Origin of the sequence: Mycobacterium hackensackense, from assembly GCF_025822555.1 — a bacterium.
Taxonomy (GTDB): Bacteria; Actinomycetota; Actinomycetes; order Mycobacteriales; family Mycobacteriaceae; genus Mycobacterium; species Mycobacterium fluoranthenivorans.
This window is the reverse complement of sequence record NZ_JACKUC010000030.1, coordinates 1481864-1503462: the sequence shown is the minus strand read 5'-3', so window position 1 is coordinate 1503462 and position 21599 is coordinate 1481864. Positions and strand designations below refer to the sequence as shown.

The window sequence follows — 21599 nt, the reverse complement described above, 5'->3', positions numbered from 1 at the left end:
TCACGCCGATGACCGGAAAGAGCTGGATCGCCACGCTGCTCGAGTTCGACCGCGACGGCGACCGGTTCATCGCACCGCAGTCGGCCGGCCCGGGCAGCCGGCTGTTCGGCGGCCTCATCGCCGCGCAGTCGCTGGGTGCCGCCGGCGCGACGGTGGACCCCGCCAAACAACCACAATCGCTGCACGCCTATTTCGTGCGCGGCGGCCGGTACGGCGTCGACGTCGAGCTGGAGGTGGAGCGCACCCGCGACGGCAGATCTTTCGACACCCGCCGGGTGACCGCCCGCCAGGCCGGCAAAGTCATCCTGGAGATGATCGCGTCGTTCCACCTTTCCGAACCCGGCCCCGACTGGCATCCACCCCGCTCCCCCAGTGTCGAACTGGCCGACGCCGTCCCCAAGCGGCCGGACCTGGAATCGGTGGACCGGTTCGAGTTGCGCTGCAATCCCGGTGATGATTCCCCATTTGCGGTGCCGCCCTTCTGGATTCGCACCCACGATCCCATCGAGGACGATCCGCTGATCCGGGCCTGCACGCTGACCTATATGTCCGACCTCGGCCCGGTGCCGGCAGCCCGGCCGCCCGGCGCCGACGTCGTCCCCGACGGTGGATTCGCCGCCAGCCTCGATCACGCGGTGTGGTTTCACCGGCCGTTCACCCCGGACCGGTGGCACCGCTACGAGGTCGACCCCCTGGGCAACAGCCACTCACGCGGACTGGTCGCCGGTGGCATCTACGACACCGAGGACAGGCTCATCGCGAGCACCAGCCAACAGGCCCTGTGGCGCCTTTGACCGGTGTCCAGAATCACGTCCACGGCGGTGTCATCCGATTGACCGACTCAAGATCATCTTTCAGACTAGTGAGCGTGGGTAGACGCACGGAACAAGATCAGGTGAACGACGTGGAAACGCGGCTACGCGAGAAGTTTCCCAGCCTGCCGTCCGAACACGTGACCGCCGCGGTCTCCGATGCCCACAAGCACTTCGTCACCAGCACCGTGCGTGACTACATCGCCCTGCTGGTCGAGCGCCGCGCCGTGGCGAACCTACAGCCGCGCTTTGACGGCCGCGGATAGCCGCGACCCGTCCGCTTTGCCCGCCGCGATCGCCGTGGCCGCCTTCATGACCTGTCCCATCTGGCGTATGCCGGGCCGCTCCCCGAGTTCCTCGGCGATCTGCGCGATCGCGGTGTCGACGACGTCGGCGAGTTCGGCCTCGGTCAGCGGGGTCGGCAGGTACTCGTCGATCACCCGGGCTTCGGCGTGTTCGTTGGCCGCGAGTTCACCGCGGCCGTTCTGGGTGTAGATCTCCGCTGCCTCGGCGCGCTTCCTGGCCTCGCGTGCAAGCACCTTGAGCACCTCGTCATCGGACAGCTCCCGAGTCTGCTTGCCGGACACCTCCTCGGCACCGATGGCGGCGATCACCATGCGCAGGGTGGCCGTCCGCAGTTTGTCCTGAGATTTCATCGCCGCGGTCAGGTCTGCGCGCAGCCGGTCCTTGAGTTCCGCCATGGCCCAGACGCTACGCCTGCCGACTCCCCCGCCGTACGGGATACGTTGTCAATGACACGACTCGCCGACAGGATGGTGGCCATGCACAGCGACTGGGGCGAGCGAAGCGACGGGGCAGTGCCGTACCCGTCGTATCCGCCGCCCGGGTACGGGCACCCCGGCTACCCACCGCCGGGTTACGGTCCGCCCGGTTACGGGCCGCCGGTCTACGGCCCACTGCCAGACCTCAAACCGGGCATCATCGCGCTGCGCCCGCTCAACCTGTCCGATATCTTCAACGGCGCCTTCGCCTATGTCAGGGCAAACCCGAAGGCCACCCTCGGACTGACCACCATCGTCGTGGTCATCGCCCAACTCTTCGCGCTGGTGCTGCAGATCTCCCCACTCATCGCCGGCGGCGGGCTGGACTCGACGTATACCGGTGAAGACGCGCCCGCCACGGCCCTCATCGGTCCCACGCTGGGGAGCATGGCCGGTGTCATCGCCACCTGGGTGTCGGGCATCGTGCTGAGCGGATTGCTCACCGTCATCGTGGGCCGCGCCGTATTCGGATCCGGGATCACCATCGGGGCGGCCTGGCAGCGTCTGCGCGGCCGCATCTGGGCATTGCTCGGATTCACCGTCCTGGAAGGACTGGGCGCGGTGCTGCTCATCGCGGTCGTCGTCGGAATCACCCTCACCGCGGTCCTCATCCGCGACGGCGCCGCCGGCTTCCTCGTCGGCATCCCGCTCACCCTCGGGCTGGTCGTCCTCATGGTGTATCTGGGCACCATGCTGGGTTTCGTCCCGACACTCATCGTGCTGGAGCGCCTGCCGATCATCGCCGCGATCCGGCGCTCGTTCGCGTTGATCCGCAACAACTTCTGGCGGGTGTTCGGCATCCGGCTGCTGGCCACCATGGTCGCGGGCATGATCGCCGTCGCGGTCGCCGTGCCGTTCAGCATCGGCGGCCAGGTCCTCATCTTCGCCTCCGACACCTCCACCACCGCGGTGCTGGGGCTGGTACTCGTCGCCGTCGGCGGGGCCATCGGGCAGATCCTCACCGCCCCCTTCAGTGCCGGCGTCGTCGTCTTGCAGTACACCGACCGCCGCATGCGCGCCGAAGCCTTCGACCTGGTCCTGCGGACCGGCGCCGTCGCCGGTCCCGTCGCGCCCGCGGACAGCACCGACTACCTGTGGCTGACCCGCCAACCCTGACGTGTCCGGACTCGAAATCGACAGTGACGCCGCCCATGACGCGGCGCAGCGCGAGCTGAGCAAGCCGATCTATCCCAAGCCGTCACTGACCGATCAGCTGTGGGCCTGGCTCGACGATCTGATCTACCGGATATTCAGCGCGGGGTCATCGGTCCCCGGAGGCTGGATCACCATCAGCCTGTTCGCCCTGGTGGTCGTCATCGCGGCCGTCGTGGCGGTGCGGATTGCCATGCGCACCATGCGAACCCGCCGCAACGGTGAGACCGCGCTGTTCGACGGCCACGAACTCGATGCAGCCGAGCACCGCGCACTGGCCGAACGTTCTGCCGCGCAGGGTGATTGGGCATTGGCCATCCGACACCGGCTGCGTGCGGTCGCGCGCAGGCTGGAAGAGACCGCAGTGCTGACGCCGGCGCCGGGACGCACCGCAACCGAACTCGCTCGCGATGCCGCCCTGCCACTACCTGACCTCAAGGACGAATTGCGGCGCGCTGCCGAGATTTTCAACGACGTCACCTACGGCGGGCGAACCGCCACCGAGGCGGGTTACCTGGTGATCGCCGACCTCGACGATCACCTGCGCCGCGCCGTCGTCAGGCATGGCGACACCCCGAGTACCGCACCCGACGACTGGGCGCCGCTCCGATGACGACTCACAGCTCGCCGCGCGTGTCGCTCGCCCCGGTGACCCGGTGGCGTACCGCGCGCTGGATCGCCCTGGCCGTGGCCGCCGTCGTCGCGGTCGCGGCGTTGACCACCTTCCTCACCGCGCCCCGGCCGGGCGGCCTGATGGAGGCCGACTCCACCTCCCCCGACGGTGCCCACGCGCTGGTGACGTTGCTCGGCGACCACGGAGTGGAGGTGGTCGTGGCCGACGACCTGGACGCGGTGGTCCGCGCCGCCCGGCCCGACACCCTCCTCGTCGTGGCCCAGACCTACTTCCTCTATGGCGAGGATACGTTGACCACGCTGGCGGGCCTGCCCGGCGACCGCCTGGTGGTGGCCCCCACCGCCGGGACCCGAGAACGGCTGGCACCCGGGGTCCGCCGCGACGGTGCGACCCCCTTCGGCGGGCGGCCCGGATGCGACCTACCGGAGGCGATGCGCTCCGGTGCAGCCGATCTCGGCGTAAGCGATACCTTCAAGGCCGCCGATGACGTCCCGGTGACCACCTGCTACGACGGCGCCCTGGTCCGCTACACCGAAGCGGGCCGCACAGTCACCGTCGTCGGCAGCAACGATTTCATGACCAATGCGGGTCTGCTCGGGAAGGGCAATGCCGCGCTGGCCATGAATCTGGCGGGCGCCCGCGACCGGGTCATCTGGTACGCCCCCCAGCGCACCGAGGGCACCACCGAGGGCGCGCGCACCATCGCCGACTTGATCCCGGACCAGGTGTACTGGGCTGTCCTGCAGTTGTGCCTTGCCGTGGCGCTGATCGCCTGGTGGCGCGGTCGGCGACTCGGGCCTCTGGTGGCCGAGAGACTACCCGTGGTGGTGCGCGCCTCGGAGACCGTCGAGGGCCGCGCCCGGCTGTACCGGTCCCGGCGAGCCAGGGACCGGGCGGCGGCGGCGCTGCGTACCGCGACGCTGGCCCGCCTGCTGCCCCGGCTGGGCCTGGGCACGTCGGCAACCGACTCCGCCGTCACCGAGGCGGTCGCGCAGCGCGTATCGCTGGATCCGAATACCTTGGCGTACAGCCTTTTCGGGCCGTCTCCGACATCCGATACCGAATTGCATCAGCTCGCCCACCAGCTCGACGATATCGAAAGGCAGGTCGCACAGTCGTGAGTCAGCCCTCCCCCCAGGATGCCGCCCGCGACGCCCTGCTGGCATTGCGGAACGAGATCTCCAAAGCCGTCGTCGGTCAGGAGGCCGTGGTCAGTGGCCTGGTGATCGCCCTGCTCTGCCGGGGACATGTGCTGCTGGAAGGGGTACCCGGCGTGGCCAAGACGCTCCTGGTGCGCACCCTGGCGGCGGCCCTGCAACTGGAGTTCAAGCGGGTGCAGTTCACCCCCGATCTGATGCCCGGTGACGTCACGGGGTCACTGGTCTACGACGCACGCACCGCCGAGTTCGAGTTCCGGGCCGGTCCGGTGTTCACCAATCTGCTGCTGGCCGACGAGATCAACCGCACACCGCCCAAGACCCAGGCCGCGTTGCTGGAGGCGATGGAGGAGCGTCAGGTCAGCGTCGACGGCGAACCGCGGCCGCTACCCGACCCGTTCATCGTCGCAGCCACCCAGAACCCGATCGAATACGAGGGCACCTACCAGCTACCCGAGGCACAGCTGGACCGCTTCCTGCTCAAACTCAATGTGCCACTGCCACCACGAGATCAGGAGATCGCGATCCTGGAGCGTCATGCACGCGGCTTCGACCCTCGCGATCTGTCGGCGGTGCGCCCGGTCGCCGGTCCGGCCGAACTGGCTGCCGGCCGCGACGGGGTTCGCCAGGTGCTGGTGGCCGGCGAGGTGCTCGGTTACATCGTCGATATCGTCGGCGCCACCCGGCAGTCGCCGTCACTGCAGTTGGGTGTCTCCCCGCGCGGCGCAACGGCGCTGCTGGCGACGGCGCGGTCGTGGGCCTGGTTGTCCGGCCGCAACTACGTCACCCCCGACGATGTGAAGGCCATGGCCCGGCCCACGCTGAGGCACCGGATCGCCCTGCGACCCGAGGCCGAGTTGGAGGGGGCCAGCCCGGACGGTGTACTTGACGGCATCCTGGCCAGTGTGGCGGTACCCCGCTAGTGGTGCTGACCGGCCGCACCGGCCTGATCGCCGCGATCGGCGCCCTTCCGGTTCTGCTATCCCCTTGGCCCGCAGTGACTTTCGTCGTCATCGTGGTCATGCTGGCCGGTGCGGTGGCGATCGACGTGGTGCTGGCCGCAAGCACCCGGGCGGTGGAACTGCACCGGTCGGGGGATACCGCGGCGCGTCTCGGTCAGCCGGTACAGACCGAACTGGAGGTCTACAACCGTGGCGGCCGACGGCTGCGGGGCCTGATCCGCGATGCCTGGCCGCCGAGCGCGTGCGCACACCCCCGCGAGCATGCAATGGATATTCCTGCCGGACAACGTGTTCGCGTGGTCACCACCTTGGCACCGGTGCGTCGCGGCGACCAGCGCAGCGCCCACGTCACGGTGCGGTCGATGGGTCCACTCGGACTGGCCGGCCGGCAGCGCACCCACCCCACGAGTGGGACGGTCCGCATCCTGCCGCCGTTCCTGTCCCGTAAACATCTTCCGTCGCGGCTGGCGAAGCTGCGTGAACTCGACGGTATGGTGCCGGTGCTGATCCGGGGTCAGGGCACCGAATTCGACTCGCTGCGCGAATACGTCGTCGGCGACGATGTGCGCTCGATCGACTGGCGGGCCACCGCGCGGCGCGCCGATGTGGTGGTCCGGACGTGGCGTCCGGAGCGGGACCGCCGGGTGGTCATCGTGCTCGACACCGGCCGGACCTCGGCCGGGCGCATCGGCGTCGACCCCACCTCCGCCGATCCCCACGGCTGGCCCCGGCTGGACTGGTCGATGGATGCCGCACTCCTGTTGTCCGCACTCGCCTCCCGCGCCGGTGACCACGTGGATTTCCTGGCCCACGATCGCATCCTGCGGGCGGCGGTGTTCAACGCCGCACGTACCGACCTCCTCGCGAAACTGGTCGAGGCCATGGCACCGCTGGAGCCGGCATTGGTGGAATCCGATGCCACCGCAACCGTTTCCGCCGTCCAACGCCGCGTCCGGCGCCGTGCCCTGGTGGTGCTGCTCACCGACCTCAATGCCTCCGCCCTCGACGAGGGCCTGATGGCGGTGTTGCCTCAATTGGCCAACCGGCACCATGTGCTCATCGCGGCGGTGTCCGACCCCCGGGTCGACCAGTTGGCCGCCGGGCGAGCCGACGCCGCACAGGTCTACGACGCCGCGGCCGCCGAACGATCCCGCAACGATCGCCACGAGATCGCCACTCGGTTACGTCGGCACGGTGTCGATGTCATCGACACCGTGCCTGAGGAGTTGGCGCCGGCCCTGGCCGACCGATACCTGGCCATGAAGGCCACCGGTCGCCTCTAGAACGCTTGGTCGATGAAGCCGTTGGTGGTGCTGACCGGGTCCCACGGCGTTCTAACCGGTGGGCAGCACATCGGGCGCCTCGTCGGCATCGCCTGACTCGCCCGCGCGGACCGCCTTGCGCCCGAAATAGACGATGTAGGTGAGGAAGACGATCTCGGCGGCGACACCGATCCCGATGCGCAGGAAGGTCGGCAGCGGCGACGGCGTCACCAGCGCCTCGATCAGCCCGGAGATCAGCAGCACCACCACCAATCCCACGGCCACCGCCACTACGGCGCGGCCCTGCTCGGCCAGCACCTGTCCGCGCGGCCGATCTCCCGGCGCGATCACCGTCCAGCCCAGCCGCATCCCGACCGCCGCGGCCAGGAACACCGCCGTCAGCTCGAGCAGGCCATGCGGAATCAGCAGCCCCAACAACACGTCTGCCTTGCCGGCACCGAACATCAAGCCACCCGACACCCCCACGTTGAGCGCGTTCTGGAACAGCACATAGGGGATCGGTATCCCCAGCAGGATGGCGAAGCCGATGCACTGCGCGGCCACCCACGAGTTGTTCACCCACACCTGCAGGCCGAAGGACCCCGCCGGGTTCTCGCTGTAGTACGCCGCGAAGTCGTGGTTGATCAGCTGCTCGAGCTCGGCGGGCGTCCCGATCGAGGCCCGGACCTCCGGACTGCCCGCCACCCACGCGCCGATGACCACCGCAACGACGAAGAACGCCACCGCGGTGCCCAGCCACCACCGCCACGAGCGGTAGGCCACCACCGGGAAGGACACCGTCCAGAACCGAACCAGCTCGCTCCACAGCGGCGCATGCGCGCCGGTGACCACCGAGCGGGCCCGCGCCACCAGACCCGACAGCCTGCCGATCAGGACCGGATCGGCCGATGAGCTGCGCACCATCGACAGATGGGTGGACACCCGCTGATACAGGTCGACCAGCTCGTCGACCTCGGCGCCGGTCAGCGCGCGGCGTCGGGTGAGCAGAAGCTCCAAGCGGTCCCAGGACGCGCGGTGGGCCAGCACAAACGCGTCGACATCCACCCCCGCAACCCTAGTAGCGTTAACCGGCATGGTCTCGCAGCCGGAACCGTTGGTGACAGGCGACGCGGTGGTGCTCGATGTGTCGATCGCCCAACTGCCGGTGCGCGCTGCGGCGGCGCTCATCGACCTCACCGTGATGATGATCGGCTACATCCTGGGCGTCACACTGTGGGCGCTGACGCTGGGTGAGTTCGACTCGGCTCTCTCGGCGGCCGTCCTGATCCTCTTCACGGTGCTGATGCTGCTCGGCTATCCGGTGGTGTTCGAGACCGCGACCCGAGGGCGTTCACTGGGCAAGATGGCCCTGGGCCTGCGCGTGGTGTCCGATGACGGCGGTCCGGAACGATTGCGCCAGGCCATTTTCCGGGCGCTGGCCGGCGTCATCGAGATCTTCATGTTCACCGGCGCGCCGGCGGTCCTCTGCAGCATGATGTCGTCCAAGGCCAAGCGGATCGGGGATGTGTTCGCCGGCACCATGGTGATCAGCGAGCGCGCACCGAAGCTGAGTCCGCCCCCGCCGATGCCGCCCACGCTGGCCTGGTGGGCGGGCTCGCTGCAGTTGTCCGGGCTGGCTCCTGCGCAGGCGGATATGGCACGACAGTTCCTGTCCCGTGCGGCACAGCTGGACCCGCGGATGCGCGCGCAGATGGCGCACCGCATCGCCGGCGAGGTGACGGCCCGTATCGCACCCCCGCCACCGCCGGGGACGCCACCCGAACTGGTGCTGGCCGCGGTACTGGCGGAGCGACACCGCCGCGAGCTCGACCGGCTGCACGTCTCACGTCCCACCTCCGGTCCGCCCGCCTGGACACCGCCCGTGACGTCCTCACCGCCTCCTGCGACACCACCTTCCGGCAGCGGGTTCGCGGCGCCCCAGTAACAAAATGGGACAGCGATGTCCCATTTTGGATCAAAACTGCTATATTTTGATTCATGAGTATGCCCAACTGGACCGATAACGCGGCCGCCAGCGGCCCGCGGGGGCGGACCCGGCGGGCCATCATCGATGCCGCCATCGCGGTGATCGCCGCCAACCCGGCCGCCACGCTCAGCGATATCGCCGAGGCCGCAGGCGTCGGGCGCAGCACCTTGCACCGGCATTTCTCAGAGCGCAGCGACCTGATGCGCGCGGTCGCCCTGCACGTGCACGAGGTGAGTACCGCGGCCATCGCCGCCGCCGACCCAGCTTGCGGGCCGGTCGATGCGGCATTGCGCCGCGTGGTGGAAAGCCAGCTCGACCTGGGCCCGATCGTGCTCTACATCTACACCGACCCGGCCCTGCTGGCCGATCCCGAACTGGCCGCCCATCTCGACACCGGGGACGAGGCCATCGCGGAGGTACTGGCCCGCGCGGCCGCCGACGGACCCGTGTATCCCCCCGGCTGGTCCCGCCGGGTGTTCTGGGCACTGCTGCTGACCGGCTATGACGCCATCAGACAGGACGGTATCCCCCGACACCAGGTCGTCGACGCGATCATGTCCAGCCTCACTCAAGGCACCATCACCTCTCGCTAAGGAAGTTCCATGTCCACCCGGCTCGATGCGGACGCATCGGCAAGCAACACGACCCCCACCACCCCCAAACGCGCCTGGATCGCGCTGGCAGTTCTCGCCCTGCCGGTATTGCTGATCGCGATCGACAACACGGTGCTGGCGTTCGCGCTACCCATGATCGCCGAGGATTTCCGGCCGGCGGCATCCACCCAGTTGTGGATCGTCGACGTGTATTCCCTTGTGCTGGCTGCACTTCTGGTCGCGATGGGCAGTCTCGGCGACCGGCTGGGCCGGCGCAAACTGCTGCTGGTCGGCGCGAGTGGCTTCATGGTGGTCTCCGCCGCTGCGGCCTTCGCGCCCAGCGCCGAGATGCTGGTGCTGGCCCGCGCTGTGCTCGGCGTGTTCGGCGCCATGCTGATGCCCTCGACACTGTCGTTGATCCGCAACATCTTCACCGAGGCCTCCGCGCGCCGACTGGCGATCGCCATCTGGGCCTCCTGTTTCACCGCGGGAACCACGCTGGGCCCCATCGTGGGTGGCGCCCTGCTGCAGCACTTCCATTGGGGTGCCGTCTTTCTGGTGGCCGTGCCCGTTCTGCTCCCGCTGGTGGTGCTGGCGCCCAAGCTCGTCCCGGAATCGCGTGACCCGAATCCGGGCCCGCTGGATCTGACCAGCGTGGCGCTGTCGTTCGTCGCCATGCTGCCGTTGGTGTGGGCCATCAAGACCGCTGCGCATGACGGCCTGTCGGCCGCCGCGGTGGGTGCGTTCGCCCTGGGCATCACCGCGGGCGTGCTGTTCGTGCGACGGCAGAACCGCAGTGCCACACCGATGCTGGACATGGAACTGTTCCGGTACGGGCCGTTCACCTCGTCGGTGTTGGCCAACTTCCTGTCCATCGTCGGCCTGATCGGGTTCATGTTCTTCACCTCGCAGCACCTGCAACTGGTGCTGGGGCTGAGTCCACTGGCCGCGGGCCTGGTGACGCTGCCGGGGGCAGTTGTCTCGATGATGGCGGGCATGGGTGTGGTGCGGGCCGCGAAGCGGTTCACGCCGCAGACGCTGATGATCGTCGGCCTGATCTTCGTGGCACTGGGCTTCACCCTGATCCTGTTGTTCCGGCATGACCTGACGGTCGCGGCGGTCATCGCGTCCTTCGTGGTGTTGGAGTTCGGCGTGGGTGTCTCCCAGACGGTGTCCAACGACACCATCGTGGCGTCGGTCCCGGCTGCCAAAGCCGGTGCCGCATCGGCGGTGTCGGAGACCGCATACGAACTGGGCGCGGTGGTCGGCGCCGCGACGCTGGGCACCATCTTCACCGCGTTCTACCGCTCCAATGTGGTGGTGCCGAGCGGATTGACTCCCGAGCAGGCCGGCGCGGCCGGCGAGAGTATCGGTGGCGCGACCTCGGTGGCCGCCGAACTGCCCGCTGGTCTGGCCGAGCGGCTACTCGATTCCGCCCGTACGGCTTTCGACTCGGGTATCGCGCCGACCGCGGCCATCGCGATCGTGCTGACGCTGACCGCGGCGGCCATTGTCAGCGTGTCATTCCGCCGGTCCACAGCAGCGCCGCTCCCAGCAGAGCGGTGACGGTGCGGGCGTGGTTCCACGCCGTCCACGGACCCAGGTAGGTTTGCCAATCCAGCCCACCGTCGAGCTTGTCGTTCAGCGGAACGTTGAACGCGATGGTGATGAGGGCAGGCAGGACGGCCAGGGCGGCACCTGCGACCAGGTACCCGCTGCCCGGCCTCCCCCACTGCATGATCGCGAGGGCTCCGAGCACCAGCGCCAGCAGCGTGGTGCCGAAGAACAACGCCAGGAAGGGCGCGTTGGCCTGGGCTTCGGCGTTGACACCGCGCATGGCGGTGGCGGCATCGGCGGCTCCGGTCCGGTCCAGCCCGGGCATCACAAAGCTGGAGAACGCGTAGAAGATGCCGCCGACGGCGGCGCTGCCGATTGTGGTGGCGGCGACGAGCAGGGCGACGGGGGTGTGTGACATATGCCCAAGTCAACGACACCAAGCCCAGACGATCTATGGCTGAAGATCTCATCTTCATACGTGATCGTCTCGATGAATCGACCTAGTTCGCCGTCGGTGGTGGTGGTTCGAAGGGCTGGTACCACCACCATTGGGCGCGTTCCCCGGTCGGTCCGGGGTAGGGCGGGACCGACGGTGGTGCGGTGGTGGGTGGGCGGGCCAAGGATCCGCCCTCGAGTCTTCGGCCGTCGCTGTCGGTGACGACCAGCCGGTCCGCGGGCCCGGTGAGGGTGAGGCCACCGCGGTGGTGCAACCGGTGGTGGAACGGGCAGAGCAGCACCAGGTTGTCGAGGTTGGTGTGCCCGCCGTCTTCCCAATGCTGGAGGTGGTGGGCGTGCAGTCCGCGGGTGGCGGCGCAGCCGGGGATCACGCAGCAGCGGTCACGGTGCTCCAGGGCGCGGCGCAGCCGGCGACCGATGGTGCGGGTGGCCCGGCCGGAGCCGATCGGTTGGCCGTGGCGTTCGAACCACACCTCGCAGGTGGCATCACAGAGCAGGTAGCGGCGTTCGCCCTCAGACAGCAGCGGGCCCAGATGCAGTGATGCGACCGGCTTGTCGATATCGAGGTGTACCACCACGGTGGTGTGCTGGCCGTGCGGGCGCCGCGCCACGTCGGAATCCCAGCCGGCCTCGACCAGGCTCATGAACGCATCCACCCGCGTCGGGAACGCTTCCTCGGTGTCGGCGGGGTGTTCGGCGATCAGCGCGTCGTGGTGGGACTGCACGGCCGCATCGAATTTCGCGGCCTCCAGCCGCGGGAGCCGGATCCGGTAGATCGTATAGGTGTCGTCGGGGCTGCTGGTCTTGGTGAACTCGCGGCGCGGCTCGGGCGCCACCTCCGGATCAGGGTGCGGTTCCATTTTGACCGCGGTACGCAACTGGGTGACCGTGGCCACCGACGCCAGCTCGGCGTAATGCTCATCGGAGCCCTCGGCCGCACGCTCGGCGATCACCCCGACCTGATCCAACGACAACCGCCCCTCACACAGGGCCTCGGTGCAACGCGGAAACTCCTCCAGCCGCCGCGCCACCGCCACCACCGTCTCGGCGTTACGCGGGGCGACCCCGGTCTTCCAGGCCACCAGAGCGGACATGGAACGCACGCCGGTCAGGCCGGCGAGCTCCTCGCGCTCCAATTCGGCCACGATCTGCACCAGGCGCCCGTCGATCGCATTGCGCTGCCCACACAACTCGGCGATCTCGTCGAACAACACCTCCAACCGCTCCCCGGCGGCCAAAGATGTTGCGGTACTGGACATGACCCCAATTCTCGCAGAGGGGTCCGACAAGTTCGGATCACCGGAAGTCGACGCAGTGCGGCCCCGCGGACGATCCCGCGGGGCCGCACGCATCACCTCTACTCGCCCGCGCTGCTCGACCCCGAGTCACCCGAGGACTTCGCGCCGGCGCCGGCCTTGGCCGACTCTGTCGAACCCGACTCCGATGCGCCGGCCGTGCCGGACGACGCATGGGTGCCGCCCGACGTGGTCCCGGTACCCGGCTCCGCCTTGACGCTATCGCGCGTCACCGACCCCTTGCCACCCTTCGCACCCTTGACGCCCTTCGCGCCCTTGACGCCCTTCGCGCCCTTGGTGCTGGTGGCGTCCTTGGTGGTCGCGTCCTTGGTGGTGGTCGATGAGTCGGTATCCGCGTCTTTCGTTGCGGTCGAACCGGATTCGGCAGTGGCGCTACCCGCGGTGCTGGCGTCAGGGGTCTTGACCGCAGTGGCCGGTTCGGCATCCTTGGTCACCGTGGCATCGGCTTCCGCGGGAGTCGCCTTGGTATCGGTCGCCGAGGCTTCCGCGGTCTCGGCGGCGGGGGCCGAAGCCGTTTCTCCACCCGCCGTTGCGGATGCGGTTTCCGTTGCTGCCGTGGCCTTTTCAGCAGTCGCAGCGGGTGCGGCACCGGTGGCATCCACTGCCAGCGTCACCGTGGTGGCGGCGGACGCGGTGGGTAGCGCCGCGGCCGTTGCCGCGGGCGCCGTGGTCGTGGGCAGGCCGGCCCGCAGCGCCTGAAGGATCGTGCTCCCGATGTACGGCAAGGTGCCGGTCGTGAACTGCTTCGCCTGCTCGACCGCGTTCTTCAGTACGTCGGCGATGCCGTGCTGCACGGCGTTGATGACGTTCACCGGGTTCAGCGTCTTGATTGAGTCCAGCACCTTCTGGGTGCTGGTGACGATCTGCTGAAGCAGCGGCGGCGTGCCACCGGCGTTGAAGCCCAGGCCGATTGTCGAGGCGACGACCCCCACCAGCATGCTCAGCCCGGCGTTGTACAGCGCCGACACCATTGCCTGACCGACCTTGAACGGCCGTTCCAGCGCCGGCTGCAGCGCCGCCCACGGGTTACCGAGCAGTGCCAGGATGGGCATCAGGCCGGCGTTGATGACGGCGTCGATGGCGCCGTTCACGTCACCGGTGGCCAGAATCTTCCCGGCCGCCTTCAGCGTCGCGGGCAGCCCCGCGCCGAGCTGACCGAGCGCCGACCCCGCGGCCTTCGCCGCTTCGAGGACCTGCCGCGCCGTGTAGAGCTGGTTGCTCACGATCTGCCGCAGAATCGGCAGCGGGTCGGCCAGCACCGTGTGGACGGTCTGATTCAGCCAGGAACCGGCATCTTCGAGTACCGGCTTGAACACGTTGATCGGGTTGTCGATCGACGACGCGGTCAGCTGCACCTGCGGCATGTGCGTCTGGGGCAGGTTGGGGTGCGCGGCGATCGGTGTCACCGCGATAACGCTGGCGCCGACGAGCGCGACGCCCGCGGTCACATAAGGGCGCATCGCCGATTGCATAGACATTCCTTCTGTCATCCCTTCATCGGATCTTTTGTTCCCCCCAGCCGAACAGAACCTACTGGCCAGTAAGTTGCCGTCCAGGCATTTGAGCAAAGTTGCAGAAGCTGTCAATTTTCACAGACTGCCACTCTGCGAATCACTGTGTTTGCTGGTGGATCCCCATACTTTTGATCGCAATGAAACTGGCAAAGGAAGTGCCCAGTAAAGTCATTAGCCTCGCGTATGACGCGGCGCCTGCCCGTCGCAGCTCAGCACGGAAAGCGAATGACCCAGGTGAGCCAGCACACATTCATAGAATGTAGTGATCTGTCGCACATCGACTCTCGTTCGATCATCTGTCCCCGATATGTCCAGGATCTCGACAATCAGCAATGAAATGTCGGCTGCGCGGGATACGTAGCCGCGGTCGACACGGTTGCGGACACGCCACGTACCGACGCTGTCCACATGTTGAGATACGGCGTATCGCGGCAGTAGGGTCCGCCGGTATGGATGCGCTCGCAGGACTGCTCGACGGAGTCCGCGCACGCGGGGCGTTCGTGCTTCGACTCTCACTGGACCCGCCGTGGTCGATGCGTATCCAGGACGACGCGCTGACACTGATCTGCCAGACCTCGGGGAACTCGGTGATCATCACCGACAGCGGCGACGAATTCCCTTTGGCCGCCGGGGATATCGCGTTGGCCAGCGGCGCCTGCCACTACCTGTTCACCTGCGCCGCCGGGGTCGCGCCGCAGCTGGTGATCCATCCGGGCCAGCGGTGCACCACCCTCGCAGGCGAGGACATGCGCTTCGCACTGACCGTGGGGGTCCGCACCTGGGGCAACAGCGCGACGGGCACGGACCGGGTCGTCATCGGCGCCTACGAGGGTCGCAGTGAAGTCAGCGCCCGGCTGCTCCGGTCCCTGCCGCCGGTGCTGGTGGTGCAGGCCGGGGAGACGGCGCCGCTCACCGAGCTGCTCATCACCGAGGCCGGATGTGAGCGCGCCGGGCAGGAGGTGTACCTCGACCGCCTGCTCGACTTGATGCTCATCGACACCCTGCGCACCTGGTTCGACGGCGACGACGTTGCCCCACCGTGGTGGCACGCCGGCGACGACGCCATCGTCGGTGCGGCCCTGCGGTTGATCCACCACAATCCGCGACATCCCTGGACGGTCGCGAATCTCGCGAACGCGGTGGGCACCTCGCGTGCCGTGCTCGCCCGCCGGTTCACAGATCTGGTTGGCGAGCCGCCCATCGCCTTCCTCACCGGCTGGCGCCTGGCGCTGGCCGCCGATCTGCTCCGGTCCGGCGACCGCACCATCGCCGCGGTGGCCGATCAGGTCGGGTACGGCACCCCGTTCGCCCTCAGCACGGCGTTCAAACGGGCCTACGGGGTGAGTCCCGCCGCCTACCGCACCGGTCAGGTGGCCGGCGCAGCACCGGCCTGACGTCGTTTGGCGACCGCACCCGCCACCGATGTCGCGGCGATCGCGATCAGTGCGCCGAGGATGAGCGCCGACGGTTCACCCGGCGCCAGCAGCCCCTGCTCGGTTCCCAGCGTGGCCGCCGCCACCGGTACCCCGAGCTGGGCCGCGGCCAGCACGCACAGTGCCAGTGGCTGCCCGAAAAGTCGCCCGACCGTGTGGGCGGCGATGGCGCCCACCCCCAATGCCACACCGAGACCGATGAATTGGGGGTGGTCGGCAAGTTCCCGTACCTGCAGCGACGCACCGAGCCACACGAAGAACAGCGGCGCGAAGAAGCCTTCGGTGATCCCGAACAGCTGGCGGGCCAACCGGCGCGGCTCCCCGATCGCCGAGATCACCAGCCCCAGAGCGAAACCCGCCAGCATGATCGACACATGCGTGGCGATCGCCAGCGCAGAAAGGCAGAACAACAGGATCAGGCTGCCCCGCAGCTCCAGTGCCAGCCGGTGGACCTCGGAGTAGTGGTGTAGCCGTTTCCGGGTACCGCTGCGTTCGACATGGCGCAACACGATGAACAGCACCGCGGCCGCCACGGCGATCGCCAGTGCGCCGAGAGCCGCACGCGGCGCCCGACTGGGGTCGATCACCAAGGGCAGCAGGACAATCGATGCGGCATCGGCGATCGCGATCTGCGCGGTGACCGCCAACACCGGAGGCCCGGTCAGTCCCAACGAGTCGATCACCGGCAGGGCGAGCGCCGCCGAGGACGACGCCAGCAGAACGGCGTAAAGGAGCGCGTGTCCGGTGCCGAAGGCCGACGCGATCATCACCCCCAGTACCGCGGCGACCGCTCCGACCGCGATCGCCCGCAGTGCCGCTTTGCCCAGCGCGCCGCGAAGTGAGGTATCGCGAACCGGCACGTGGGTGCCGACGACGAACATCACCAATGCGAAGCCGATATTGGCCAGCAGTTGAAAGGTCGGGTTGGTGGCATCCACGATGCCGAACCCGGTTCTGCCGACGACGATCCCGGCCACCAGCTCACCGACCACCACCGGCACGCGCAGCCCCGGGATGGCGGCCAGTGCCGGCCCGGCCAGCCCGATGACCGCCACCAGGGCCAGGGTGTCGAGTCCGAAACCCGTCATCTCAGGAGGTCACGCCATTCCCCGTCGCTCCGCTCGCCCCCGGAACATTCCCCGTCGCTCCGCTCGCCCCCGTGCCATTCCCCGTCGCTTCGCTCGCCCCGGCGTCCTGCCACGACACCAGCCGGCACGGGATCGGGGTGTTCTCGTCGGTGAGGTAGCTCGCGCACACCCGGTGGTACCCGTCGGCCACCTCCATCGGCACGCTCAGCGCGTACTGGCCACGGACCAACAGGATCGGTGAGAGCCGCTTACCGTCGCTGATCTTCGCCAGATCGTTGCGGACGTGGGAATTGCTCTCCGGAAGCAGAACAAGCCGCGCCGCACGCAGAATGTCTTTCGCCTTGCGCTGCACGGGTTTCGCGTTCCTCAGCGCATCCACCGTCGACGTCACCACCGCCGCTTCGGCAAGCATGCTCAGGTAGTCCGCCGCAGCGTCGTAGTCGTGCTCTTCCGGCTCATCCAGCCACTTCACACCCATCCGGACACCCTAGTCCCGATGGACTGGCAACCCGCTGGGAAATCAGGCGCTGATCCAGTTCCCGTGAAAGCCATAGGGAACTCGGCGTGGGAGGTGGATGGTCGCGACCGGGTCACCCCCGAAATCGGCGGCGTCCACGATCACCAGGTCGCTGCCGTCGCGCTCCGGGTCGTAGACGTAACCGAGGTACCAGCCGTTGCTTTCGTCGGCGTTGCCCTGGCCCGGCACGAACACCGCCTCCCCCGCTCCGCCGGTCCCGAGGTCGTGGCGCACCGTCGTCCCGCCGCTCAGGTCGTAACGCAGCCAGCTGTTCTCGCCGACCGCCACCGTGTACCGGGCGGGCAGCCCGGCGAGCCGGTCGTCGATGCGCGGGAACTCCACACCGCTGTCGTCGAGCTGACGTTCGCGCACGGCGCCGGCCGCCAGATCGATCCGCCATTCCCACAGCACACCGTCGACGTCGAAATCGCCGGCGCGCCGCCACAGTTCCGGATACCGGACTGCCTGCAACACAATCGAATCACCCTCGTCGTGGGCGTTGGCGACATGGAACACGTAGCACGGGTCGATCTCGAACCAACGGATGTCACCGAACGGGTCGCTGCGGCGCAACACCCCCAACCGGGCCCCGTAGGAGTCGCTCCAGCGGTAGGGCATATCGCGTTCGGCACCGACCGCGATATTCATGTCGAAGACGATGGGCAGGTCCAGGAAGACGATGTGCTCGGCGGTCATCGCGAAGTCGTGCATCATCGTCAGCGCCTTCACCTCGACGGGCCGGTTGACGATGAGCTCCCCATTGGCGTCGGCGCGGTGATAGGTGACGTGCGGGGCGAAGATGCTGCCGTATCCGAAGAAGTGCAGTTCCCCGGTGGTCGGGCAGATCTTGGGGTGCGCGGTCATCGCGTCGGCGAGCTTTCCGCCGAAATCGTAGGCACCGACGGTTTCCAGCTCGTTGGTGATCTCGTAGGGGAGCGAGGATTCGACCAGGGCCAGTGTCTTGCCCGCGTGGTTGACGACGTGCGTGTTCGAGGTGGCGGCGCGCAGGTTCCGGCTGCCATCGCTGTTGTACAGCGGAAAGTCCTCGACAAAACTGTCCGTGCGCACCCAGCGGTTGCGGTACCACTTGGCTGCGCCGTGTTCGACGCGGACGCCGTGGATCATCCCGTCGCCGAGGAACCAGTGCGCCGATTCCTGGCGCGGATTGGGCCCGTTGCGCAGATACCAACCGTCCAGTTCGGGCGGGATGGCGCCGTCGACGGGCAGATCGTATTCGGTGAGTTCGTCGGCGACGGGCGCATAGTTCCCCCGGCGGAAGAAGTCACCCGTGGTGGGCAGTCCCGTGGAAAGTGAGGGCTGAGTCATGCAGTTCACCCTGACATTCCACTAATGACATGTCAATAGTGGAATGTAGGATCCGCTCATGAGTTTACGAATCGCCGCACTGGGCCTGCTCGCCCAACACCCCGGCAGTGGATACGACCTGATGAAGCGATTCGAGAAGTCGATGGCCAACGTGTGGCCGGCCACCCAGAGCCAGCTCTACGGGGAGCTCAACAAGCTGGCGGCAACCGGCCTCATCGAGGTCGCCGCCACCGGTCCGCGCGGACGAAAGGTGTACCGCACCACCGATTCCGGGCGCGACGAGCTGCTGCGCTGGCTGATCAGCCCGCAGGATGACCCGCCCTATCGCAGCCCCGGGCAGCTGCGCATCTTCCTCCTCGGCGAACTGCCGCGGGCGGGCGCCGCCGGGCACGTGCAGGCACTGGCCGACCACGCCCGCGCAGAAATCGACCGGCTGGAGACGCTGCGCGCACAGCTGCACTGGGACGACTCCGACGAATCGTTCTACGGGTACGCCGCCCTCGAGCAGGGACTGCGCCATCACGCCATGCAGGTCGAGTGGGCGGAGTGGCTGGTCAAAGCCATAAACGAGCGATCTTGATATTTCATGGTTGCATCGCGATAGTTTCCGATATATCGTCGACGCATCGGAAGCGCACACCGTGCTTCCCGTCGAAATGAGAGACACCAGACATGAACACCCCATTCACACCTCCCCATCAACCCTTCGGATTCGGCCCCGGCTTCGGCCCTGGCGGCTTCGGCCCCGGTGACCGGCGTGCGCTACACGAGCAGCGCCGTCAGGCCCGGCGAGAATTCCGTGAGAATCTGCGCGAACACGGCGCTGGACCGCAGGGCCCGTTCGGCCCCGGCGGCTTCGGTCCCGGCGGTTTCGGCCCCGGGTTCGGACCCGGTTTCGGCCGCGGCGGTTTCGGACCGGGCTTCGGACCGGGCGGTCCCCGTGGTCGCGGCCGCGGTGGTCGTGGCGGACGCGGCGGCAGTCGCGGTAAGCGCGGCGACGTGCGTGCCGCGATCCTGACACTGCTCGCCGAACGACCCATGCACGGCTACGAGATGACCCAGGAGATCGCCACCCGCAGCAACGATCTGTGGAAGCCCAGCCCCGGCTCGGTCTACCCCACGCTTCAGCTGCTGGTCGACGAGGGCCTGATCGTCCCCACCGAAAGCGAAGGCAGCAAGAAGACTTTCGAGCTGACCGACGAGGGCCGCGCCGCGGCCGAGAAGGTCGAGACCGCGCCGTGGGACGCCATCACCGAAGATGCCGATCCCAACGCCGTCAACCTGCGCGCCGCACTCGGACAGCTGTTCGGTGCCGTCGCCCAGGCGGTGCACACCACCGGCGATGAGCAGCAGCAGCGCATCCTCGAGATCGTCAACAACGCCCGCCGCGAGGTCTACCAAATCCTCGGCGAAGAGTGACCCCGGCGGTGGGTCTGCATAGCCTGGGGGTATGCAGACCCACCCGCTCGGTCCGTTCGACGTCGCCCGCATCGGGTTCGGAGCAATGCAATTGCCCGGACCCGGTGTCTTCGGGCCGCCCCGGGATCGTGATCAGGCGCTCGCCGTCCTTGATCGCGCCGTCGCCTTGGGCGCCAACCACATCGACACCTCCCAGTACTACGGCCCCGACGTGGCCAATGAACTCATCCGGGAAGCACTGCATCCCTACCCTGCCGACCTTGCCCTGGTGAGCAAGGTCGGCGCCCGCCGCGACGCACAAGGCGGCTGGTTGCCGTTCGACCGGCCCGACGAACTCCGCCAGGGCATCGAGGACAACCTGCGTGCCCTCGACATCGACCGGCTGGCCGCGGTGAACCTGCGGATCATGCCGCCCCGCGAGGCCCCCGATGAGATCGCGCCGTTGGATCCCGAGCTTTTCAACGCGCAGCTCGACGCGATGATCACCGCGCGCGACGAGGGCCTGATATCGGGAATCGGACTGTCCAACATCGGGGCCGACCACCTGTCGTTCGCCTTGGAACGCACCGAGATCGCCTGTGTGCAGAATGCTTTCAACCTTCTGGACCGGTCCGCTGCGCCCGTGCTCGAGCTCTGCGCCGGACACGGTATCGCGTTCGTGCCCTTCTTCCCGCTGGGTTCGGGATTCCTCCCGGGCAACCCCGTGCTGAACAACGACACCGTCACCCGCGCTGCCGCCGATCTGGGTCGCACCCCGGCGCAGGTCGTGCTGGCGTGGACGCTGACGGTGTCCCCGCACGTGCTGCTGATCCCGGGCACCTCATCGGTGGCCCACCTTGAGCAGAACCTGGCAGTCGGCGAGATCGAGTTGCCCGCCGACGTCAAAAGCCGCCTCGATAGCATCCTGGATGAGCGCAGCGACGGGATGGGTGACTGAACCAGCAATGAACATCGACAATCTCACCGACTATGCGATCCCCGTCATCGTCGCCATCCTCACCGGACTCGGCGCTGTACTCGGTGTGAGCTTCCGCGATGCCGACGCCACCGAACGCCGGCGCGGCATGTGGCTCTACATGCTGGTCCTGCTGACCGCGATCGCCACCTCCGCGGCGATCAACTCGGCCTCCGGTTTCGGCCGGCCACTGGCAGCCACCGTGATGGCCATCGTCGCGTCGGCCGTCGCGATCGGCGCCCACCTGCTGTGGCGCCGGATCGTCTTCGACGCGCCCCAGCGCAATGTGCACATCGCGCTCGCCGCGGTGGTCTTGGCCGTCGTCGTGATCGTCTCTTCGGTGACCTACAGCTACATCTCGGGCAAGGCCTGCCGGCAGGCCCAGGGACTGATCACCACCGGGATGGCGCAGTCGGCGTTCGTGCTGCCCTCGTTCGCCAACCAGGGCCCGACGTCGGGCGACTTCCAGAAGTGGTCCCGCGATCTGCATGACGCAGCGGCCCAGGTCACCGAAAAGGGCGAGGTCGCCGACCGGTCCAAGGATCTGGCCGACCTCGCCGACCAGATCACCGCCACGGTGCAGATCGGCGATACCGGCACGCATGCGCTGCTCGGCGCACGGTTCTACGACACGCTGCGGGTGCTGCTGCGAAAGTGCCAGAACATCTAGGCATTTC

The 21599-nt window shown here is 68.0% G+C and carries 22 protein-coding genes and 1 pseudogene; 15 read left to right on the top strand and 8 right to left on the bottom strand.

Annotated elements, in window-relative coordinates; translation table 11 throughout:
* Positions 1 to 8: 8 nt before the first annotated feature.
* Together H7J86_RS16690 and H7J86_RS16685 are read left to right on the top strand one after the other, a co-directional pair.
* The gene (locus H7J86_RS16690) at positions 9 to 794 is read left to right on the top strand and encodes an acyl-CoA thioesterase (RefSeq protein ID WP_267292188.1); all 786 of its coding nucleotides are present in this window, start codon (positions 9 to 11) and stop codon (positions 792 to 794) included.
* Positions 795 to 868: 74 nt separating this feature from the next.
* Positions 869 to 1078, top strand: a complete 210-nt coding sequence (locus H7J86_RS16685) for a three-helix bundle dimerization domain-containing protein (protein ID WP_267292186.1) — start codon at positions 869 to 871, stop codon at positions 1076 to 1078.
* Here the strand turns inward: H7J86_RS16685 and H7J86_RS16680 are convergent.
* Entirely contained in the window at positions 1049 to 1513 is a 465-nt protein-coding gene (locus H7J86_RS16680; RefSeq protein WP_267292184.1) for a GatB/YqeY domain-containing protein, read from the bottom strand. The two genes, H7J86_RS16685 and H7J86_RS16680, sit on opposite strands and share 30 nt — an antisense overlap.
* Positions 1514 to 1594: 81 nt before the next feature.
* On the opposite strand from H7J86_RS16680, the gene H7J86_RS16675 reads away from it, so the two are divergent.
* Genes H7J86_RS16675 through H7J86_RS16655 form a run of 5 tightly spaced genes read left to right on the top strand, consistent with a single transcriptional unit; the run spans position 1595 to position 6782 of the window.
* Positions 1595 to 2710, top strand: a complete 1116-nt coding sequence (locus H7J86_RS16675; RefSeq protein ID WP_267292991.1) for a DUF7847 domain-containing protein — start codon at positions 1595 to 1597, stop codon at positions 2708 to 2710.
* 1 nt (position 2711) lies between these two features.
* Positions 2712 to 3359, top strand: coding sequence for a DUF4129 domain-containing protein (locus H7J86_RS16670; RefSeq protein WP_090364601.1), 648 nt, complete (start codon positions 2712 to 2714; stop codon positions 3357 to 3359).
* Positions 3356 to 4501 carry a DUF4350 domain-containing protein gene (locus H7J86_RS16665; RefSeq protein ID WP_267292182.1) on the top strand — a complete coding sequence of 382 codons (1146 nt, stop codon included), beginning with the start codon at positions 3356 to 3358 and terminating at the stop codon, positions 4499 to 4501. The genes H7J86_RS16670 and H7J86_RS16665 overlap by 4 nt, the downstream gene beginning before the upstream one ends.
* Entirely contained in the window at positions 4498 to 5460 is a 963-nt protein-coding gene (locus H7J86_RS16660; protein WP_090364596.1) for an AAA family ATPase, read from the top strand. Before H7J86_RS16665 ends, H7J86_RS16660 begins: the two co-directional genes overlap by 4 nt.
* Positions 5460 to 6782, top strand: coding sequence for a DUF58 domain-containing protein (locus H7J86_RS16655; RefSeq protein ID WP_267292180.1), 1323 nt, complete (start codon positions 5460 to 5462; stop codon positions 6780 to 6782). Before H7J86_RS16660 ends, H7J86_RS16655 begins: the two co-directional genes overlap by 1 nt.
* Positions 6783 to 6833: 51 nt before the next feature.
* Here H7J86_RS16655 and H7J86_RS16650 read toward each other — a convergent pair whose 3' ends face one another.
* Complete coding sequence (locus tag H7J86_RS16650) at positions 6834 to 7826, bottom strand: stage II sporulation protein M (RefSeq protein WP_267292178.1); 993 nt, start codon at positions 7824 to 7826, stop codon at positions 6834 to 6836.
* Positions 7827 to 7854: 28 nt separating this feature from the next.
* Between H7J86_RS16650 and H7J86_RS16645 the strand changes: the two genes are divergently transcribed.
* Genes H7J86_RS16645 through lfrA form a run of 3 tightly spaced genes read left to right on the top strand, consistent with a single transcriptional unit; the run spans position 7855 to position 10907 of the window.
* Positions 7855 to 8706, top strand: a complete 852-nt coding sequence (locus H7J86_RS16645) for an RDD family protein (protein ID WP_090364589.1) — start codon at positions 7855 to 7857, stop codon at positions 8704 to 8706.
* A 53-nt stretch (positions 8707 to 8759) separates the two neighbouring features.
* Positions 8760 to 9341 carry a TetR/AcrR family transcriptional regulator gene (locus tag H7J86_RS16640; protein ID WP_235633133.1) on the top strand — a complete coding sequence of 194 codons (582 nt, stop codon included), beginning with the start codon at positions 8760 to 8762 and terminating at the stop codon, positions 9339 to 9341.
* A gap of 9 nt (positions 9342 to 9350) precedes the next feature.
* Entirely contained in the window at positions 9351 to 10907 is a 1557-nt protein-coding gene (gene lfrA, locus H7J86_RS16635; protein WP_187097214.1) for an efflux MFS transporter LfrA, read from the top strand.
* Here the strand turns inward: lfrA and H7J86_RS16630 are convergent.
* The 3 genes from H7J86_RS16630 to H7J86_RS16620 all read right to left on the bottom strand — a co-directional run bounded on the left by H7J86_RS16630 (position 10855) and on the right by H7J86_RS16620 (position 14142).
* Positions 10855 to 11316, bottom strand: coding sequence for an anthrone oxygenase family protein (locus H7J86_RS16630; RefSeq protein WP_267292176.1), 462 nt, complete (start codon positions 11314 to 11316; stop codon positions 10855 to 10857). The two genes, lfrA and H7J86_RS16630, sit on opposite strands and share 53 nt — an antisense overlap.
* 82 nt (positions 11317 to 11398) lie before the next feature.
* On the bottom strand, positions 11399 to 12613 hold the full coding sequence (locus H7J86_RS16625; protein ID WP_267292174.1) for an HNH endonuclease signature motif containing protein: 1215 nt from the start codon (positions 12611 to 12613) through the stop codon (positions 11399 to 11401).
* A gap of 98 nt (positions 12614 to 12711) precedes the next feature.
* Complete coding sequence (locus tag H7J86_RS16620) at positions 12712 to 14142, bottom strand: hypothetical protein (RefSeq protein ID WP_267292172.1); 1431 nt, start codon at positions 14140 to 14142, stop codon at positions 12712 to 12714.
* Between the two features lie 491 nt (positions 14143 to 14633).
* On the opposite strand from H7J86_RS16620, the gene H7J86_RS16615 reads away from it, so the two are divergent.
* Positions 14634 to 15578 carry an AraC family transcriptional regulator gene (locus H7J86_RS16615; protein WP_267292170.1) on the top strand — a complete coding sequence of 315 codons (945 nt, stop codon included), beginning with the start codon at positions 14634 to 14636 and terminating at the stop codon, positions 15576 to 15578.
* Here the strand turns inward: H7J86_RS16615 and H7J86_RS16610 are convergent.
* From H7J86_RS16610 to H7J86_RS16600, 3 genes and pseudogenes are all read right to left on the bottom strand, one after another.
* Positions 15551 to 16705 (bottom strand): cation:proton antiporter, encoded by a 1155-nt coding sequence (locus tag H7J86_RS16610; protein WP_267292168.1) that lies wholly within the window; start codon positions 16703 to 16705, stop codon positions 15551 to 15553. The two genes, H7J86_RS16615 and H7J86_RS16610, sit on opposite strands and share 28 nt — an antisense overlap.
* 106 nt (positions 16706 to 16811) lie before the next feature.
* Positions 16812 to 17183, bottom strand: a pseudogene (locus H7J86_RS16605) (hypothetical protein); the annotation flags it as partial.
* Between the two features lie 42 nt (positions 17184 to 17225).
* The gene (locus tag H7J86_RS16600; protein ID WP_090364943.1) at positions 17226 to 18548 is read right to left on the bottom strand and encodes a carotenoid oxygenase family protein; all 1323 of its coding nucleotides are present in this window, start codon (positions 18546 to 18548) and stop codon (positions 17226 to 17228) included.
* A gap of 58 nt (positions 18549 to 18606) precedes the next feature.
* Here H7J86_RS16600 and H7J86_RS16595 point away from each other — a divergent pair, with 58 nt between their 5' ends.
* The 4 genes from H7J86_RS16595 (at position 18607) to H7J86_RS16580 (ending at position 21592) form a co-directional block, all read left to right on the top strand.
* Positions 18607 to 19128, top strand: coding sequence for a PadR family transcriptional regulator (locus H7J86_RS16595; protein WP_267292166.1), 522 nt, complete (start codon positions 18607 to 18609; stop codon positions 19126 to 19128).
* Positions 19129 to 19220: 92 nt separating this feature from the next.
* The gene (locus H7J86_RS16590; RefSeq protein ID WP_090364947.1) at positions 19221 to 19967 is read left to right on the top strand and encodes a PadR family transcriptional regulator; all 747 of its coding nucleotides are present in this window, start codon (positions 19221 to 19223) and stop codon (positions 19965 to 19967) included.
* A 31-nt stretch (positions 19968 to 19998) separates the two neighbouring features.
* On the top strand, positions 19999 to 20904 hold the full coding sequence (locus H7J86_RS16585; RefSeq protein ID WP_267292164.1) for an oxidoreductase: 906 nt from the start codon (positions 19999 to 20001) through the stop codon (positions 20902 to 20904).
* A complete protein-coding gene (locus H7J86_RS16580) occupies positions 20897 to 21592 on the top strand; it encodes a hypothetical protein (protein ID WP_267292162.1) in 696 nt (231 codons plus the stop codon). The genes H7J86_RS16585 and H7J86_RS16580 overlap by 8 nt, the downstream gene beginning before the upstream one ends.
* Positions 21593 to 21599: the final 7 nt, after the last annotated feature.